The sequence below is a fragment of the Klebsiella sp. 28 genome, from assembly GCF_018223905.1.
GTDB classification, from domain to species: Bacteria; Pseudomonadota; Gammaproteobacteria; order Enterobacterales; family Enterobacteriaceae; genus Klebsiella; species Klebsiella pneumoniae.
Genome location: NZ_JAGRQY010000023.1, coordinates 42036 through 59167, shown reverse-complemented (window position 1 = coordinate 59167; position 17132 = coordinate 42036). Strand labels below are relative to the sequence as shown.

Below are 17132 nucleotides of genomic sequence, written 5' to 3'. Positions count from 1 at the left end.
TTGGTCCAACCAATAATTTCATCCACCCCCTGGCAGTTCACAAATCCGTCAAAACCAATCACAAACACGTTGCTTAAGAGCAACATCTGATTAACCATTCGTTGTCATCAACCCTGATACCCTTAATTGGCCGGGCCAATTTTACCTTCGGTGGGATCGGCAATGAGCGCAGACTCAGCCCTCCTCTCCTGGCGGCCCGATGGAGACCCTGCATGAATCTCTGGCAACAAAACTACGATCCCGCCGGTAATATCTGGCTATCCAGTCTTATCGCATCGCTACCGATTCTGTTTTTCTTTTTTGCGCTGATTAAGCTCAAACTGAAAGGCTACATCGCTGCCACCTGGACCGTCGCAATCGCGCTGGTCGTTGCCTTGCTGTTCTATAAAATGCCGGTGGACCGCGCCTTAGCCTCGGTGGTCTACGGCTTCTTCTACGGCCTGTGGCCTATCGCGTGGATTATTATCGCCGCGGTCTTCGTCTATAAAATCTCGGTGAAGACCGGACAGTTCGACATCATCCGCTCATCGATTCTGTCGATTACGCCGGACCAGCGCCTGCAGATGCTGATCGTCGGCTTCTCGTTCGGCGCCTTTCTCGAAGGGGCGGCGGGTTTCGGCGCACCGGTCGCGATTACCGCCGCGCTGCTGGTTGGTCTCGGGTTTAACCCGCTGTATGCGGCTGGCCTGTGCCTGATCGTCAACACCGCGCCGGTGGCCTTCGGCGCGATGGGCATCCCGATTCTGGTCGCCGGCCAGGTGACCGGTATCGATAGCTTCGCCATCGGCCAGATGGTGGGCCGCCAGCTGCCGTTCCTGACCATTATCGTGCTGTTCTGGATCATGGCGATTATGGACGGCTGGCGCGGCATTAAAGAGACCTGGCCGGCGGTGATAGTCGCAGGCGGTTCGTTCGCTATTGCCCAGTACCTCAGCTCGAACTTCCTTGGCCCGGAGCTGCCGGATATCATCTCGTCGCTGGTCTCCCTGGTCTGTCTGACCCTGTTCCTCAAACGCTGGCAGCCGGTACGCATCTTCCGCTTCGGCGATCTCGGCGCCTCGCAGGTGGATATGACGCTGGCCCGCACACGCTACACGGCGGGACAAGTGATCCGCGCCTGGTCGCCGTTCCTGTTCCTGACCGCCACCGTGACCCTGTGGAGCGTGCCGCCATTCAAAGCGCTGTTCGCTCCTGGCGGCGCGATGTATGACTTCGTTATCAATATTTCGGTACCGTTCCTCGACAAAATGGTTGCCCGTATGCCGCCGGTGGTTAGCGCCGCGACGCCCTACGCCGCGGTGTATAAATTCGACTGGCTGTCGGCAACCGGCACCGCCATTCTGTTCGCCGCCCTGCTGTCCATCGTCTGGCTGCGCATGAAGCCGAAAGATGCGCTGACCACCTTCGCCGGGACGCTGAAGGATCTGGCGCTGCCGATCTACTCTATCGGCATGGTGCTGGCGTTCGCCTTTATCTCTAACTATTCCGGGCTGTCGTCGACCCTGGCCCTGGCGCTGGCCCATACCGGCCACGCGTTTACCTTCTTCTCGCCGTTCCTTGGCTGGCTGGGGGTATTCCTGACCGGTTCGGACACCTCGTCTAACGCCCTGTTCGCCGCGCTGCAGGCAACGGCGGCGCAGCAGATTGGCGTCTCCGATATCCTGCTGGTCGCGGCTAATACCACCGGCGGCGTTACTGGCAAGATGATTTCCCCGCAGTCGATCGCCATCGCCTGCGCCGCGGTAGGCCTGGTGGGCAAAGAGTCGGATCTGTTCCGCTTTACCGTCAAACATAGCCTGATCTTCACCTGCATGGTGGGGCTGATCACCACGCTGCAGGCCTACGTTTTAACCTGGATGATCCCGTGATAGTGATGCCTAAACGCCTGGCCGACGACGTGGCGCGTCGCGTCCGGGCGCTGATTGAAGAACAACAGCTGGAGGCGGGCATGCGACTGCCCGCCGAGCGCCAGCTCGCCGCCCAGCTCGGCGTCTCACGCAATTCCCTGCGCGAAGCGCTGGCGATGCTGGTCAATGAAGGGGTGCTGTTGAGCCGTCGCGGCGGCGGCACCTTCGTCCGCTTTCAGCATGAGCCGTGGTCAGAGCAAAACATCGTCCAGCCGCTGAAGACGCTGCTGGCCGATGACCCGGACTACAGCTTCGATATCCTCGAAGCTCGCCACGCCATCGAAGCCAGCACCGCGTGGCACGCGGCGATGCGCGCCACCGACGCCGATAAAGAAAAAATTCGTCTGTGCTTTGAAGCGACCCAGAGTGAAGACCCGGATATCGCCTCGCAGGCGGATGTCCGCTTTCACCTGGCGATCGCCGAAGCCTCGCATAACGTGGTGCTCCTGCAAACCATGCGCGGCTTTTTCGACCTGCTGCACTCCTCCGTTAAGCAGAGCCGCCAGCGCATGTATCAGGTGCCGCCGGTGTTTGCCCGCCTGACCGAACAGCACCAGGCCGTCATGGAGGCGATTGTCGCCGGCGACGCCGAGGCGGCGCGCCAGGCGATGATGGGCCACTTAGGCTTTGTCCACGCCACCATCAAACGTTTTGATGAAGACCAGGCCCGCCAGGCGCGAATTACCCGCCTGCCCGGTGACCACAATGAAAATTCCAGGGAGAACTCGTGATGATTATTTCCGCCGCCAGCGACTATCGCGCCGCCGCACAGCGTATCCTGCCGCCGTTTCTGTTCCACTATATTGACGGCGGCGCCTACGCCGAACATACCCTGCGCCGCAACGTCGAGGACCTTTCCGATGTAGCCTTGCGCCAGCGTATTTTGCGCAATATGTCGGACCTGAGTCTGGAAACGACGTTATTCAACGAGAAGCTGGCGATGCCGACGGCGTTGGCGCCGGTCGGGCTGTGCGGGATGTACGCCCGCCGCGGCGAAGTGCAGGCCGCCGGCGCGGCGGACGACAAAGGCATTCCGTTCACCCTCTCTACCGTTTCCGTCTGCCCGATCGAAGAGGTCGCCCCGACCATCAAGCGCCCGATGTGGTTCCAGCTGTATGTCCTGCGCGACCGCGGCTTTATGCGCAATGCGCTGGAGCGCGCCAAAGCCGCCGGCTGCTCGACGCTGGTCTTTACCGTCGATATGCCGACTCCCGGCGCCCGCTACCGCGACGCCCATTCAGGCATGAGCGGCCCGAACGCCGCCCTGCGCCGCTACTGGCAGGCCGTCACCCATCCGCAGTGGGCGTGGGACGTCGGCCTTAACGGTCGCCCGCACGATCTGGGCAATATCTCCGCCTATCTCGGCAAACCGACCGGGCTTGAGGATTACATTGGCTGGCTGGCGAATAACTTCGATCCGTCGATTTCATGGAAAGACCTGGAGTGGATCCGCGATTTCTGGGACGGTCCGATGGTGATCAAAGGGATCCTCGATCCGGAGGACGCCCGCGACGCGGTGCGCTTCGGCGCTGACGGCATTGTCGTCTCCAACCACGGCGGCCGCCAGCTCGATGGCGTGCTCTCCTCGGCCCGCGCCCTGCCGGCAATTGCCGACGCGGTGAAAGGCGACATCACTATTCTCGCAGACAGCGGCATCCGCAACGGGCTCGACGTGGTGCGGATGATCGCCCTGGGCGCCGACAGCGTGCTACTGGGCCGCGCTTACCTGTACGCCCTGGCGACCCACGGTAAGCAGGGCGTGGCGAATCTGCTGAACCTCATCGAGAAAGAGATGAAAGTGGCGATGACCCTCACCGGGGCGAAAAGTATCCGTGAAATCAGCCGTGATTCGCTGGTGCAGAACGCCGAAGCGCTGCAGACCTTCGATGCGCTGAAGCAGAATAACGCCGCGTAATTCTCCACGTTTTCCCTTACGCCGCCCCTCTCCCTCAGGGTGAGGGTTCAACAAATATCTGCTATTCTGCCCCCCGCAATTAAGGGGGCAGTATGCTGAACATCGTGTTATTCGAACCAGAGATCCCGCCGAATACCGGGAATATTATCCGCCTGTGCGCCAACACGGGCTTCAGTCTGCATATCATTGAGCCGATGGGCTTCACCTGGGACGATAAACGCCTGAGACGCGCCGGACTGGACTATCACGAGTTCACTGCCGTGCAGCGCTATGCGGATTACGCGGCGTTTGTCGCCAGCGCGCAGCCGCAACGGTTGTTCGCCCTCACGACTAAAGGCACGCCCGCCCACAGCGCGGTAAGCTATCAGGACGGTGATTTCTTGATGTTTGGTCCGGAAACGCGCGGCCTGCCGGCCAGCATCCTCGATGCCCTGCCGCCGGAGCAAAAAATCCGTATTCCGATGATGCCGGACAGCCGCAGCATGAACCTGTCAAACGCGGTGTCGGTGGTGGTGTATGAAGCCTGGCGCCAGCTGGGGTATCCTGGCGCGGTCTTGCGCAGCTAACCTGAGCGGTTCCCGGATTACGGCGCGTTGCGCCTTATCCGGGCTACATTTCTGTGCTTAGCTGCGGCAAATGGCAATACATCAAATCCCGTCGCCGTACTCGAAGGTGTGGTGGATGCCGTTGAAATGCTGATCCATATCCATCGCCGGCTTGTCGCTCTCCGGCTTGCCGACGATACGCGCCGGTACGCCCGCCGCGGTGGTGTGCGGCGGAACCGGCTGCAATACCACCGAACCGGCGCCAATCTTCGCGCCACGCCCGACTTCAATATTGCCGAGGATCTTCGCCCCGGCGCCAATCATCACGCCTTCGCGAATTTTCGGATGACGGTCGCCGCTGGTTTTACCGGTCCCGCCGAGGGTGACCGACTGCAGAATAGAGACGTCATCTTCAATCACCGCCGTCTCGCCGACCACAATGCCGGTGGCATGGTCGAGCATGATCCCGCGGCCGATTTTCGCCGCCGGGTGGATATCCACCTGGAAAGAGACGGAGACCTGATTTTGCAGGAAAATCGCCAGCGCGCGTCGCCCCTGAGTCCACAGCCAGTGGCCGATACGATAGGCCTGCAGGGCATGGAAACCCTTCAGATAGAGCAACGGCGTGGAGTATTTATCCACCGCCGGGTCGCGCGTGCGCACCGCCTGAATATCGCAGGCGGCGGAGGCGATCATTTCCGGATCGGCGGCGTAGGCCTCTTCCACCACTTCGCGAATGGCGATCGCCGGCATAATCGGGGAAGCCAGCTTGTTGGCCAGCATATAGCTCAGCGCGCTGCCGAGATTTTCATGCTTGAGTAGCGTTGCGTGGTAAAAACTGGCGAGCATCGGCTCACAGTCAGCCAAAGCCCGGGCTTCGGCTTTAATATTATTCCAGACGATATCCAGTTCTTCACACGGCATTGCATACTCCAGGCGATATAGTAATGACCTGCCAGTTCTGCGCTGGCAGGGTCATTCAGGTGACAAAGGAAAGCTAATTGCTGCTGCGCTCGTCCTTGCGGGCGCGACCCAATAAGGTCAATGCTGCCTCGCGCGCAATTTTTCCGCAATACAATACCTGATAAATTTCCTCGGTTATTGGCATTTCGACACCTAAACGCTGTGCCAGAACGCGAACTTCCTTGGTATTGCGGTAGCCTTCAACCACCTGGCCAATCTTGTCCTGGGCGCTCTGCACGTCCATACCCTGGCCGAGCATCATGCCGAAGCGACGGTTACGGGACTGGTTGTCGGTGCAGGTGAGCACCAGGTCACCGAGGCCGGCCATGCCCATAAAGGTTTCCGGATCGGCGCCCAGCGCCGCGCCGAGGCGGGACATTTCCACCAGCCCACGGGTAATCAGCGCCGTACGCGCATTGGCGCCGAAGCCGATGCCATCCGACATACCTGCCCCGATGGCAATGACGTTTTTCACCGCGCCGCCGAGCTGCACGCCGATAAAGTCCGGGTTGATGTAGACGCGGAAGCTTTTGCCGCAGTGCAGTAGGCGCTGAAGGTCTTCCGCAAACTGCGGATCCGTGGCCGCCAGCGAAATCGCCGTCGGCAGGCCGGCGGCCAGCTCTTTGGCGAAGGTTGGCCCCGAGATCACCGCCAGCGGAATATCATCGCCCAGCGCTTCACGCGCCACGTCCTGCAGCAGACGGCCAGTTTCGGCCTCCAGGCCTTTGGTGGCCCACACCAGCCGCGCGTCGGAACGCATCAACGGTTTAATCTGGCGTAACACCTGACCGAATACATGGCTCGGCACCACGATAAGGATGTCGCGGCTGGCGGCCAGCGCGGTGGCCAGGTCGCTCTCAAGATGCAGCGTATCCGGGAAAGGCACATCGGGAAGGAACGCGGCGTTGCAGCGATCGTGTTGCAGCGTCGCGATATGTTTCGGGTCATGGCCCCACAGCACAACGTGGTGGCCATTTCTTGCCAGGGTGATGGCAAGAGCGGTGCCGTAAGAGCCGGCACCGATCACAGTCATTGCAGCATTAAGTGCGTTCATCAGGCATCCTGATGTTGTTCAGCACCTTCGCCAGCCTGCTGCTGCAGATAGTTCATGAACAGCGCGTCGAAGTTCACTGGCGCAAGGTTAAGTTGCGGGAAGGTACCGCGGGAAACCAGGCTGGTGATGCACTCGCGCGCGTACGGGAACAGAATGTTCGGGCAGTATGCGCCGAGGCAGTGCGCCATCTGGGTGCCTTCGATGCCGTCGATGGAGAAAATACCGCCCTGCTGTACTTCACAGAGGAACGCGGTTTCTTCGCCCAGCGCAGCGGTCACGGTCACACGCAGCACCACTTCATAAACGCCTTCAGCCAGCTGGGTGGAGGCGGTATCCAGATCAAGTTTAACTTCCGGCTGCCAGTCTTTCTGGAAAACTTGCGGCGCGTTCGGCGCTTCAAAAGAGATATCTTTGGTATAGATACGCTGGATCTGGAAGGTCATTTCGGTGCTGTTTTGTTCTGACATAGTAAAACCCTTTCGTGTTGTCCTTAAATACGCGCTTCCGCCAGGGAAAGCGCGCAAAAATTAGCGCAAGAGGGGATCAAGTCCACCACGTGAATCAAGCGCATACAAGTCGTCACAGCCGCCAATGTGCTGCGCATCAATAAAAATCTGCGGAACCGTCGTCCGTCCGCTGCGCTGGATCATCTCCTCACGCTTCGCGGCATCGCCATCGATCGGCAACTCATGGAACGTTACGCCTTTGCTGTTCAGCAGCGCTTTCGCGCGGATGCAGAACGGGCAGGTCGCTTTGGTGTAGATCTCAATATTGGCCATGACTTCACTCCTGTTGTTACCCTGAGGGTTTTACGCCGCAGCCTGTGTTCCCTTCACGTCAGGCGTGAAGGAGAAAACGCGGCGGCATCACCACGCGAGGTAAGTTATTTGCCGCGTACCAGAGGGAGGTTTTCGCCGCTCCAGCCAGCAATGCCCTCTTTCAGTACAAAGACTTTTTCAAACCCGGCTTTGTTCAGCGCGCTGGCGGGCTCTTGCGCCTGCATGCCGGAACCGTCTACCACAATAATGGGTTGCGATTTGTGTTTTTCCAACTCGCCGACGTTATTGGCTTTGATATCGCTGGGCAGCAGGTTAATAGCGCCGGCAATATGGCCTTTACGGAAATCGTCACGCTGACGCAGGTCGACCACCACCGCATCTTCTTTATTGATAAGACGCGTCGCTTCACCACGGGTGATGACTTTAACTTTCGACATCAGCCCCTTGAAGGTGGTGAACACTACCGCACCCAGCAGCGCGATCCACGCGATGCTCAGGACCGGGTGACGGCCGATGAATTGCATAATTTCTTGCATGGGGGGTTACAACTCCCGACTAAGTGAGAAAAAAACCAGGAAAGGAGTATACCTGTGCCTTGCGGCAATTACAGCCAGTGAGCGCGATGTAATGTATTTTCTGCGGGCGGTGGCGAAAAAAAGCCGCTCTCGCTGACCCGGCGCGGCCCGGCCGCTCCCTTTCTTTGATCTTTCACGGGGATTTAAACGATTCAGCTGTAGTAAAATTACGCAAAATTTCTGTCTTTGAGCATGAGGTTGTCGCAATGTCGGTTTCTAAAAAACCTATGGTACTGGTGATTCTGGATGGCTACGGCTATCGCGAAGACCAACAGGATAACGCCATTTATAGCGCTAAAACGCCGGTAATGGACGCGCTGTGGGCCAAACGTCCACATACCCTGATCGATGCATCCGGCCTCGAAGTCGGCCTGCCGGACCGTCAGATGGGGAACTCCGAAGTAGGCCACGTCAACCTGGGCGCCGGTCGTATCGTCTATCAGGACCTGACCCGTCTCGATGTGGAAATTAAAGAACGCACCTTCTTCGCCAACCCGGTACTGACCGCCGCGGTCGATAAAGCGGTTGCCGCCGGCAAAGCAGTACATATCATGGGCCTGATGTCGCCAGGCGGCGTCCACAGCCACGAAGATCACATCATGGCGATGGTGGAGCTGGCGGCAGAGCGCGGCGCTGAGAAGATCTACCTGCACGCCTTCCTCGACGGCCGTGATACGCCGCCGCGCAGTGCGGAAAAAACGCTGGCGACATTCGAAGCCAAATTTGCCGCGCTGGGCAAAGGTCGCATCGCGTCGCTCATCGGCCGCTATTACGCCATGGACCGCGACAACCGCTGGGATCGCGTGGAACAAGCTTATGATCTGCTGACCCTGGCCAAAGGCGAATTCCAGGCCGATACCGCCGTCGCGGGTCTGCAGGCCGCCTACGCCCGTGACGAAAACGACGAATTCGTGAAAGCCACCGTTATCCGCGCCGCCGGCCAGGCCGATGCCGCGATGGAAGACGGCGACGCGCTGATCTTCATGAACTTCCGTGCCGACCGCGCGCGTGAAATCACCCGCGCCTTCGTCAACGCCGACTTCGACGGCTTTGCGCGTAAGAAAGTGGTTAATCTCGATTTCGTGATGCTCACCGAATACGCCGCCGACATCAAAGTCGCCTGCGCCTACCCGCCCGCCTCGCTGGCCAATACCTTCGGCGAGTGGATGGCGAAGCACGATAAAACCCAGCTGCGCATCTCCGAAACTGAAAAATACGCTCACGTCACCTTCTTCTTCAACGGCGGCGTAGAAGAGCCGTTTAAAGGCGAAGAGCGGATCCTGATTAACTCGCCGAAAGTGGCGACCTACGATCTGCAGCCGGAAATGAGCTCCGCCGAGCTGACCGAGAAACTGGTCGCCGCCATCAAAGGCGGAAAATACGACACCATCATCTGTAACTACCCGAACGGCGATATGGTTGGCCATACCGGGGTGATGGAAGCAGCCGTAAAAGCGGTTGAAGCGCTGGATCGCTGCATCGACCAGGTGGCTCAGGCGGTGGAATCCGTTGGCGGTCAGCTGCTGATCACCGCCGACCACGGTAACGCCGAGCAGATGCGCGACCCGGCCACCGGTCAGGCGCATACCGCCCACACCAACCTGCCGGTTCCGCTGATCTACGTCGGTAACAAAGCGGTTAAAGCGGTCAATGGCGGCAAACTTTCCGACATCGCCCCGACCATGCTGTCGCTGATGGGAATGGAAATCCCGCAAGAGATGACTGGCAAGCCGCTGTTCATCGTGGAATAATCCTTCCCCATGAGGGGAAAGGCGATGTATTCAACTACATGGATCGCAGCGGCAGTTCGATCCGTCCTTTACGCCAGCGCGCTCAGCGCTGGCGTATTGCTGTGCGCGTCATCTGCGCATGCCGACGATCGCGATCAGCTAAAGTCCATCCAGGCCGACATCGCCGCCAGGCAGCGGGCGATTAAGCAACAGCAGCAGCAGCGCGCAAGCCTGCTCGCCCAGCTCAAAGCGCAGGAAGAGGCGATCGCCGCCGCGGCCCGCAAACTGCGCGAAACCCAGGATAGCCTGAACCAGCTCAATAAGCAGATTGACGAGATGAACGCCGCTCTCGCGAAGCTGGAGCGCCAGCGCGCGTCTCAGGAGCGGAACCTCGCCGCGCAGCTCGATGCCGCTTTCCGCCAGGGGCCGCATACCGGCATCCAGATGGTGCTCAGCGGTGAAGAGGGCCAGCGCAATCAGCGGATGCAGGTCTATTTCAGCTATTTCAACCAGGCCCGCCAGGAGACTATCGCGGAACTGAAGAAAACGCGCGAAGAGATGGCGGTGCAAAAGTCGATGCTCGAAGAGAAGCAGAGCCAGCAGCAGACGCTGGTCTACGAGCAAAAAGCTCAGCAGGCGAAGCTGGAGCAGGCGCGTAACGAACGGAAAAAGACCCTTTCCGGACTGGAATCCTCCATTCAGCAAGGTCAGCAACAGTTAAGTGAATTGCGGGCTAACGAATCGCGCCTACGCGGTCGTATCGCCCAGGCGGAGGCTGCCGCCAAAGCCCGAGCCGATCGGGAAGCACGCGATGCGCAGGCGGTGCGCGACCGCCAGCAGGAAGCATCGCGCAAAGGCACCACCTATAAACCAACGGAAAGCGAGCGTTCGCTGATGTCACGCACCGGCGGACTGGGCTCGCCGCGCGGTCAGGCGTTCTGGCCGGTTCGCGGTCCGCTCCTTCATCGATATGGCGAACAGCTGCAAGGTGAACTACGTTGGAAAGGGATGGTTATCGCCGCGTCTGAAGGCACCGAAGTCAGAGCCATTGCCGATGGTCGGGTCATTCTGGCCGACTGGCTGCAGGGCTATGGTCTGGTGGTGGTGGTCGAACATGGCAAAGGCGACATGAGCCTGTATGGCTATAACCAAAGCGCGCTGGTCAGCGTTGGCACCCAGGTGCGTGCCGGCCAGCCTATCGCGCTCGTAGGCAGCAGCGGCGGTCAGGGCCGTCCGTCGCTCTATTTCGAAATTCGCCGCCAGGGTCAGGCGGTCAATCCACAGCCGTGGTTGGGAAGATAAGTTTTGCTTCAATTTCGCGCAATTGCTCTTGCCGTAGCCGGTTCGCTGGCTCTGGCGGCGCCAGCGTTCGCTGGCAAACTCTCCATCGTTATTGACGATTTTGGCTACCGCCCGCAGACCGAGAATCAGGTGCTGGCGCTGCCGGCAACTATCTCCGTCGCCGTGCTGCCGAACGCGCCGCACGCCCGGGAAATGGCCACTAAAGCGCATAATCAGGGCCATGAAGTGCTCATCCACCTGCCAATGGCGCCGCTCAGCAAACAGCCGCTGGAAAAAGACACCCTGCGTCCCGAAATGAGCAGCGAGGAGATCGAGCGCATTATTCGCGAGGCTTACGGCAAAGTCCCTTACGCCGTCGGGCTGAATAACCATATGGGCAGCGCGATGACCTCCAACCTGTTTGGCATGCAGAAGGTGATGCAGGCCCTGGAGCGCTACAATCTCTATTTTCTCGACAGCGTCACCATCGGCAACACCCAGGCCATGCGCGCCGCGCAGGGTACCGGCGTGAAGGTGATTAAGCGCAAGGTGTTTCTCGACGATACGCAGAATGAAGCCGATATCCGCAACCAGTTCAATCGCGCCATCGCCCTGGCGCGGCGCAACGGTTCGGCGATAGCCATTGGCCATCCGCATCCGACGACGGTGCGGGTGCTGCAGCAGATGGTCTATAACCTGCCGCCGGATATCACGCTGGTGCGCCCGAGCAGCCTGCTCAACGAGCCGCAGGTCGACAACTCGACGCCAAACTACGCCCAGCCGCCTGCGCAACAAACGCAGCAGAAGCCGCGTAATCCGTTCCATGGCGTGAAGTCTTGCAAACCGAAGCGCCCGCTGGAGCCTGTGAACGCCAGCCGCTTCTTCACTATCCTCAGCGATAGCATCAGCCAGAGCGCGCTGATCCAGTACTATCGCCTCAAATGGCAGGGCTGGGACAATCCCGGCAACTAGACCACTCAGGGGTCCGTTCGCTTTTGCGCGACGGGCGCCTGGTTATCTTCGTGGGCGTACCACGCCTTAAAATATTTCAGAAAGCTGTAAAACGTCGCGTACAGGCCGGTCACCACGCCGACCTTGCCATAGCGCCACGCTCCGCTAAACAGATACCACTTAAAGAAAGCGCCAATGGCGCTGATGATCCCCCGCGTCAGCGAAGGTTTGATCTGCTGGTACTTCACCAGCCGGGTGGTATAGCTGTTCAGCTTATTAAACACTTCATGCAGCGAATAAAAGGTATCGTGGCGAACGAAGCCCGGCAGCCTGACGGAGCTCGCGTGTCCGACCACCTGGTCATCCACCGGCCGATCGTTAAACCGCGCCTGCTGGCGGTTAAAGAGGCGCACCGGATAATCCGGTGAGGAAATGGGGTAGATAGTCCGTACCTGTTTGCCTAGCACAAACCAGTAGCGCGGCAGACGCCAGGCGCAGGTCGGGTCAGGCTCCTCCCCCGCTTTTAGCGCCTGAATGGCCGTCACCACGTCATTATCAAGAATTTCGTCGCTGTCCATGCACAGCACCCAGTCATGGCTGGCCAGCCCGATGGCATAGTTCATCTGCGCGCCGTGGGCTTTATAGGCATGGTGATGGACGGTGAGACCAAACTGCTGACAAATAGCGACGGTTTCGTCGGTACTGCCGGAGTCGACGACGATACATTCATCGGCTACCTTCAGCAGAGGCGGCAGCACCTCCATCAGCAGGCGCGCAGAGTTACAGGTCAGTAAGCATACGGAGAGTTTAAGCATGATAGTTACAAAGTTAAACTGCGACTAAACACACTGTATAAGCGAATAACCGTAAAATCGATGTAGAAATTGTGCGCTTAATATTAAGCAGGCTAAAAATGTTATCCAAATCTAAATTAAGGCGCCCGCAGGCGCCTTTTTTGCTGATTTTTACGCCAGCATGGGGGGTTAGTCCCAGCTCAAAACCACTTTACCGGACTGGCCGGAGCGCATCGCGTCAAAACCTTTCTGGAAGTCATCAATGCCGAAGCGGTGGGTGATGATCGGTGAGAGATCCAGACCAGACTGGATCAGCGCCGCCATCTTGTACCAGGTTTCGAACATTTCGCGACCATAGATACCTTTGATAAACAGCCCTTTGAAGATGACCTTGGTCCAGTCGATGGACATATCCGACGGCGGGATACCCAGCATCGCGATACGGCCGCCGTGGTTCATGGTATCCAGCATGCTGCGAAACGCCGGCGGCGCGCCGGACATCTCCAGACCCACATCGAAACCTTCGGTCATCCCCAGCTCGGCCATCACGTCATTAAGGTTCTCTTTGGCCACGTTCACCGCGCGGGTAACGCCCATTTTGCGCGCCAGCTCAAGACGGTACTCGTTGACGTCGGTGATCACCACGTTACGCGCGCCGACGTGTTTCGCTACCGCCGCCGCCATCACGCCGATCGGACCGGCGCCGGAAACCAGCACGTCTTCCCCGACCAGATCGAAGGAGAGCGCGGTGTGCACCGCGTTGCCGAACGGGTCGAAGATAGACGCCAGGTCATCAGAGATATTGTCGGGGATTTTAAAGGCGTTAAAGGCCGGGATCACCAGATACTCAGCAAAGCAGCCCGGGCGGTTGACGCCCACGCCAATGGTGTTGCGGCACAGATGGGTGCGGCCCGCGCGGCAGTTACGGCAGTGGCCGCAGGTGATATGCCCTTCGCCGGAGACGCGGTCGCCAATCTTAAAACCGCGCACTTCCTGACCAATCCCCACCACTTCGCCGACATATTCGTGACCGACCACCATCGGCACCGGAATGGTCTTCTGCGACCACTCATCCCAGTTGTAGATGTGCACGTCGGTCCCGCAAATGGCGGTCTTGCGGATTTTAATCAGCAGATCGTTATGGCCGACTTCCGGTTCCGGTACGTCGGTCATCCAGATGCCTTCTTCCGCTTTCAGTTTGGATAACGCTTTCATCTCATACCCTTATTAGGCGATGACGCCCAGTTGTTTGCCGATGCGGGTAAAGGCTTCCACCGCACGCTCAATTTGTTCAGGGGTATGCGCCGCCGACATCTGGGTGCGAATACGCGCCTGGCCTTTCGGTACCACCGGATAGAAGAAGCCGGTGACATAGATCCCTTCTTTCTGCAGCTCGCGGGCAAAGTTCTGCGCCACCACCGCCTCGCCCAGCATCACCGGAATGATGGCGTGGTCGGCGCCGGCCAGCGTGAAGCCTGCCGCGGTCATTTTTTCGCGGAACAGACGCGCGTTAGCCCACAGGCGATCGCGCAGGTCTGCCCCCTCTTCAACCATCTCCAGCACTTTGATGGAGGCGGCCACGATGGCCGGCGCCAGAGAGTTGGAGAACAGATACGGACGGGAGCGCTGGCGCAGCCACTCGACCACCTCTTTGCGTGCGGCGGTGTAGCCGCCGGAGGCGCCGCCCAGCGCTTTACCCAGCGTGCCGGTGATGATGTCGACACGCCCCATCACATCGCAGTATTCGTGGGAGCCGCGGCCGTTTTCGCCGACGAAGCCGACGGCGTGGGAGTCATCGACCATCACCAGCGCATCGTATTTATCCGCCAGGTCGCAAACGCCTTGCAGGTTGGCGATCACGCCATCCATCGAGAACACGCCGTCGGTGGCGATCAGCACGTGACGCGCGCCGGCCTCGCGAGCTTCTTTCAGACGCGCCTCCAGCTCTTGCATATCGTTGTTGGCATAGCGGAAGCGCTTCGCTTTACACAGACGCACGCCGTCGATGATCGAGGCATGGTTCAGGGCGTCGGAGATAATGGCGTCTTCCGGGCCGAGCAGCGTTTCAAACAGGCCGCCGTTGGCGTCGAAGCAGGAAGAGTAGAGGATCGCGTCTTCCATACCGAGGAAATCGGCCAGCTTCTTCTCCAGCTGCTTATGCGTATCCTGGGTGCCGCAGATGAAGCGTACCGAGGCCATCCCGAAACCGTGGCTGTCCATGCCGGATTTCGCCGCGGCAATCAGTTCCGGGTGGTTCGCCAGACCCAGATAGTTATTGGCGCAGAAGTTAATCACGTGGCTGTCGCCGACGGTAATGTCCGCCTGCTGCGCCGAGGTGATGATGCGCTCTTCTTTGAACAACCCTTCGGCCCGAGCGGTCTCCAGATTGCTAGTTAACTGTTTGTAGAAATCACCACGCATTGCAACTCTCCAGATTCGGCAAAATTTGGCACATATTACCCAAAGCTATACGCTGATACGAGATGATGCAGGCCTGAATGAATTATTTGCAGCATAAATCACGTCAGCCCAGCACCTTATTCTGCGAATGGCTGTAGGCTTGCTCATGTGGTGATATGATAAGAGCATTCATGTCCGGATTGTCTCCGGGCTCCCAACTTCAAAGGTACAGTTATGATCATCGTTACCGGCGGCGCAGGCTTTATCGGCAGCAACATCGTTAAAGCGCTGAATGACAAAGGCATCACCGACATTCTGGTTGTCGACAATCTGAAAGACGGCACCAAGTTTGTAAACCTGGTTGACCTGAACATCGCTGACTACATGGATAAAGAAGACTTTCTGATCCAGATTATGGCGGGTGAAGAGTTCGGTGAAATCGAAGCTATCTTCCACGAAGGCGCGTGCTCTTCCACTACCGAGTGGGATGGCAAGTACATGATGGACAACAACTATCAGTACTCCAAAGAGCTGCTGCACTACTGCCTGGAGCGCGAAATCCCGTTCCTGTACGCCTCCTCCGCGGCCACCTATGGCGGACGCACCAGCGACTTCATCGAGTCCCGCGAGTACGAACAGCCGCTGAACGTTTACGGCTACTCCAAATTCCTGTTCGACGAATACGTCCGCCAGATCCTGCCGGAAGCCAATTCGCAGATCGTCGGCTTCCGCTACTTCAACGTCTACGGGCCGCGCGAAGGCCACAAAGGCAGCATGGCGAGCGTCGCTTTCCACCTCAATACCCAGCTGAATAATGGCGAAAGCCCGAAACTGTTCGAAGGCAGCGACGGCTTCAAGCGCGACTTCGTCTACGTGGGCGACGTGGCTGACGTCAACCTGTGGTTCTGGGAAAACGGCGTTTCCGGCATCTTTAACCTCGGCACCGGCCGTGCGGAATCCTTCCAGGCCGTCGCCGATGCGACCCTGGCGTACCACAAAAAAGGCAGCATCGAGTACATCCCGTTCCCGGACAAACTGAAAGGCCGCTACCAGGCGTTCACTCAGGCGGATCTGACTAACCTGCGCAAAGCGGGCTATGACAAACCGTTCAAAACCGTTGCCGAAGGCGTAACGGAATATATGGCCTGGCTAAACCGCGACGCGTAAGAAACAAGCATGAAAATATTGGTGGTAGGCCCGTCTTGGGTGGGCGACATGATGATGTCGCAAAGTCTTTATCGTACGCTCAGGGCGCGCTATCCCCAGGCGATTATCGACGTGATGGCGCCAGCCTGGTGCCGTCCGTTGCTTTCGCGCATGCCGGAAGTGAACGAAGCGATCCCGATGCCGCTGGGTCACGGCGCGCTGGCTATCGGCGAACGCCGTAAGCTCGGCCACAGCCTGCGCGAACGTCGCTACGATCGCGCTTACGTGCTGCCGAACTCGTTTAAATCGGCATTAGTCCCTTTCTTTGCCAATATCCCGCTGCGCACCGGCTGGCGCGGCGAGATGCGCTACGGACTGCTCAACGACGCCCGGGTGCTGGACAAAGACGCCTGGCCGCTGATGGTGGAACGCTACGTGGCGCTGGCCTACGACAACGGCGTGATGCGCTGCGCCAAAGATCTGCCGCAGCCGCTGCTGTGGCCGCAGCTGCAGGTCAACGAAGGGGAAAAGTCGCAGGCCTGCAGCGCTTTTAACCTGTCCAACGATCGGCCGATCGTCGGCTTCTGCCCCGGCGCGGAGTTCGGCCCGGCCAAACGCTGGCCGCACTATCACTATGCTGCGCTGGCGAAAAAGCTTATCGACGATGGCTATCAGATTGCGCTTTTCGGCTCGGCGAAAGATAACGAGGCCGGCAAAGAGATCATCGCCGCCCTCAGCAGCGAGCAGCAGGCCTGGTGCCGTAATCTGGCGGGTGAAACCCAGCTGGAGCAGGCGGTCATTCTGATCGCCGCCTGTAAAGCTGTAGTGACTAACGATTCGGGGCTGATGCACGTCGCCGCAGCGCTGGACCGCCCGCTGGTGGCGCTATATGGCCCGAGCAGTCCGGACTTTACCCCGCCGCTGTCGCATAAAGCGCGGGTTATCCGTCTGATTACCGGCTACCACAAGGTGCGCAAAGGCGATGCCGCCGAAGGCTATCATCAGAGCCTGATCGACATCACCCCAGAACGCGTCCTGCAAGAGCTAAACGAACTGTTAGCGGAAAAAACCGAGCACGAGGAAGCGTAACGG

17 protein-coding genes are annotated in these 17132 nt (G+C 59.0%); 9 read left to right on the top strand and 8 right to left on the bottom strand.

Features of this window, described 5'->3' with window-relative positions; translation table 11 throughout:
- Window positions 1–212 precede the first annotated feature (212 nt).
- The 4 genes from lldP to trmL all read left to right on the top strand — a co-directional run bounded on the left by lldP (window position 213) and on the right by trmL (window position 4388).
- The gene (gene lldP, locus KHQ28_RS04670; protein WP_002922413.1) at window positions 213–1868 is read left to right on the top strand and encodes an L-lactate permease; all 1656 of its coding nucleotides are present in this window, start codon (window positions 213–215) and stop codon (window positions 1866–1868) included.
- On the top strand, window positions 1865–2638 hold the full coding sequence (gene lldR, locus KHQ28_RS04665) for a transcriptional regulator LldR (RefSeq protein ID WP_002922415.1): 774 nt from the start codon (window positions 1865–1867) through the stop codon (window positions 2636–2638). The genes lldP and lldR overlap by 4 nt, the downstream gene beginning before the upstream one ends.
- Complete coding sequence (lldD, locus tag KHQ28_RS04660) at window positions 2638–3822, top strand: FMN-dependent L-lactate dehydrogenase LldD (RefSeq protein WP_002922420.1); 1185 nt, start codon at window positions 2638–2640, stop codon at window positions 3820–3822. Before lldR ends, lldD begins: the two co-directional genes overlap by 1 nt.
- Before the next feature lie 92 nt (window positions 3823–3914).
- A complete protein-coding gene (gene trmL, locus KHQ28_RS04655) occupies window positions 3915–4388 on the top strand; it encodes a tRNA (uridine(34)/cytosine(34)/5-carboxymethylaminomethyluridine(34)-2'-O)-methyltransferase TrmL (protein WP_004181521.1) in 474 nt (157 codons plus the stop codon).
- An 81-nt stretch (window positions 4389–4469) separates the two neighbouring features.
- Here the strand turns inward: trmL and cysE are convergent, their stop codons facing one another.
- The 5 genes from cysE to KHQ28_RS04630 all read right to left on the bottom strand — a co-directional run bounded on the left by cysE (window position 4470) and on the right by KHQ28_RS04630 (window position 7699).
- Window positions 4470–5291 (bottom strand): serine O-acetyltransferase, encoded by an 822-nt coding sequence (gene cysE / locus KHQ28_RS04650; RefSeq protein WP_002922426.1) that lies wholly within the window; start codon window positions 5289–5291, stop codon window positions 4470–4472.
- A gap of 73 nt (window positions 5292–5364) precedes the next feature.
- Complete coding sequence (gene gpsA / locus KHQ28_RS04645; RefSeq protein ID WP_032103607.1) at window positions 5365–6384, bottom strand: NAD(P)H-dependent glycerol-3-phosphate dehydrogenase; 1020 nt, start codon at window positions 6382–6384, stop codon at window positions 5365–5367.
- Window positions 6384–6851, bottom strand: a complete 468-nt coding sequence (gene secB / locus KHQ28_RS04640) for a protein-export chaperone SecB (protein WP_002922428.1) — start codon at window positions 6849–6851, stop codon at window positions 6384–6386. Before secB ends, gpsA begins: the two co-directional genes overlap by 1 nt.
- Window positions 6852–6911: 60 nt before the next feature.
- Window positions 6912–7163, bottom strand: a complete 252-nt coding sequence (gene grxC, locus KHQ28_RS04635) for a glutaredoxin 3 (RefSeq protein WP_002922429.1) — start codon at window positions 7161–7163, stop codon at window positions 6912–6914.
- Window positions 7164–7267: 104 nt separating this feature from the next.
- On the bottom strand, window positions 7268–7699 hold the full coding sequence (locus KHQ28_RS04630) for a rhodanese-like domain-containing protein (protein WP_002922436.1): 432 nt from the start codon (window positions 7697–7699) through the stop codon (window positions 7268–7270).
- Between the two features lie 245 nt (window positions 7700–7944).
- Here KHQ28_RS04630 and gpmM point away from each other — a divergent pair, with 245 nt between their 5' ends.
- The 3 genes from gpmM to KHQ28_RS04615 are packed head-to-tail and all read left to right on the top strand — an operon-like array spanning window position 7945 to window position 11721.
- A complete protein-coding gene (gpmM, locus tag KHQ28_RS04625; protein ID WP_004152046.1) occupies window positions 7945–9489 on the top strand; it encodes a 2,3-bisphosphoglycerate-independent phosphoglycerate mutase in 1545 nt (514 codons plus the stop codon).
- 9 nt (window positions 9490–9498) lie between these two features.
- A complete protein-coding gene (gene envC / locus KHQ28_RS04620; RefSeq protein WP_002922458.1) occupies window positions 9499–10770 on the top strand; it encodes a murein hydrolase activator EnvC in 1272 nt (423 codons plus the stop codon).
- A gap of 3 nt (window positions 10771–10773) precedes the next feature.
- On the top strand, window positions 10774–11721 hold the full coding sequence (locus tag KHQ28_RS04615) for a divergent polysaccharide deacetylase family protein (protein ID WP_002922459.1): 948 nt from the start codon (window positions 10774–10776) through the stop codon (window positions 11719–11721).
- Window positions 11722–11726: 5 nt separating this feature from the next.
- Here KHQ28_RS04615 and KHQ28_RS04610 read toward each other — a convergent pair whose 3' ends face one another.
- The 3 genes from KHQ28_RS04610 to kbl all read right to left on the bottom strand — a co-directional run bounded on the left by KHQ28_RS04610 (window position 11727) and on the right by kbl (window position 14915).
- Window positions 11727–12515 carry a glycosyltransferase family 2 protein gene (locus KHQ28_RS04610; RefSeq protein WP_004188137.1) on the bottom strand — a complete coding sequence of 263 codons (789 nt, stop codon included), beginning with the start codon at window positions 12513–12515 and terminating at the stop codon, window positions 11727–11729.
- 168 nt (window positions 12516–12683) lie between these two features.
- The gene (gene tdh / locus KHQ28_RS04605) at window positions 12684–13709 is read right to left on the bottom strand and encodes an L-threonine 3-dehydrogenase (protein WP_002922461.1); all 1026 of its coding nucleotides are present in this window, start codon (window positions 13707–13709) and stop codon (window positions 12684–12686) included.
- 12 nt (window positions 13710–13721) lie between these two features.
- Window positions 13722–14915, bottom strand: a complete 1194-nt coding sequence (gene kbl, locus KHQ28_RS04600) for a glycine C-acetyltransferase (RefSeq protein WP_002922462.1) — start codon at window positions 14913–14915, stop codon at window positions 13722–13724.
- Window positions 14916–15128: 213 nt separating this feature from the next.
- On the opposite strand from kbl, the gene rfaD reads away from it, so the two are divergent.
- Together rfaD and rfaF are read left to right on the top strand one after the other, a co-directional pair.
- Entirely contained in the window at window positions 15129–16061 is a 933-nt protein-coding gene (gene rfaD, locus KHQ28_RS04595; protein ID WP_002922463.1) for an ADP-glyceromanno-heptose 6-epimerase, read from the top strand.
- Between the two features lie 9 nt (window positions 16062–16070).
- Window positions 16071–17129, top strand: coding sequence for an ADP-heptose--LPS heptosyltransferase RfaF (gene rfaF / locus KHQ28_RS04590; protein WP_002922465.1), 1059 nt, complete (start codon window positions 16071–16073; stop codon window positions 17127–17129).
- The last annotated feature ends 3 nt before the right edge of the window (window positions 17130–17132 follow it).

What these genes read in the sequence shown, in the direction of transcription:
- trmL (WP_004181521.1), top strand. Translation starts at nt 3,915, where the DNA reads ATGCTGAACATCGTGTTATTCGAACCAGAGATCCCGCCGAATACCGGG.
- tdh (WP_002922461.1), bottom strand. Translation starts at nt 13,709, where the DNA reads ATGAAAGCGTTATCCAAACTGAAAGCGGAAGAAGGCATCTGGATGACC.
- rfaD (WP_002922463.1), top strand. Translation starts at nt 15,129, where the DNA reads ATGATCATCGTTACCGGCGGCGCAGGCTTTATCGGCAGCAACATCGTT.
- lldP (WP_002922413.1), top strand. Translation starts at nt 213, where the DNA reads ATGAATCTCTGGCAACAAAACTACGATCCCGCCGGTAATATCTGGCTA.
- KHQ28_RS04610 (WP_004188137.1), bottom strand. Translation starts at nt 12,515, where the DNA reads ATGCTTAAACTCTCCGTATGCTTACTGACCTGTAACTCTGCGCGCCTG.
- envC (WP_002922458.1), top strand. Translation starts at nt 9,499, where the DNA reads ATGAGGGGAAAGGCGATGTATTCAACTACATGGATCGCAGCGGCAGTT.
- cysE (WP_002922426.1), bottom strand. Translation starts at nt 5,291, where the DNA reads ATGCCGTGTGAAGAACTGGATATCGTCTGGAATAATATTAAAGCCGAA.
- gpsA (WP_032103607.1), bottom strand. Translation starts at nt 6,384, where the DNA reads ATGAACGCACTTAATGCTGCAATGACTGTGATCGGTGCCGGCTCTTAC.
- gpmM (WP_004152046.1), top strand. Translation starts at nt 7,945, where the DNA reads ATGTCGGTTTCTAAAAAACCTATGGTACTGGTGATTCTGGATGGCTAC.
- grxC (WP_002922429.1), bottom strand. Translation starts at nt 7,163, where the DNA reads ATGGCCAATATTGAGATCTACACCAAAGCGACCTGCCCGTTCTGCATC.
- rfaF (WP_002922465.1), top strand. Translation starts at nt 16,071, where the DNA reads ATGAAAATATTGGTGGTAGGCCCGTCTTGGGTGGGCGACATGATGATG.
- KHQ28_RS04630 (WP_002922436.1), bottom strand. Translation starts at nt 7,699, where the DNA reads ATGCAAGAAATTATGCAATTCATCGGCCGTCACCCGGTCCTGAGCATC.
- secB (WP_002922428.1), bottom strand. Translation starts at nt 6,851, where the DNA reads ATGTCAGAACAAAACAGCACCGAAATGACCTTCCAGATCCAGCGTATC.
- lldD (WP_002922420.1), top strand. Translation starts at nt 2,638, where the DNA reads ATGATTATTTCCGCCGCCAGCGACTATCGCGCCGCCGCACAGCGTATC.
- kbl (WP_002922462.1), bottom strand. Translation starts at nt 14,915, where the DNA reads ATGCGTGGTGATTTCTACAAACAGTTAACTAGCAATCTGGAGACCGCT.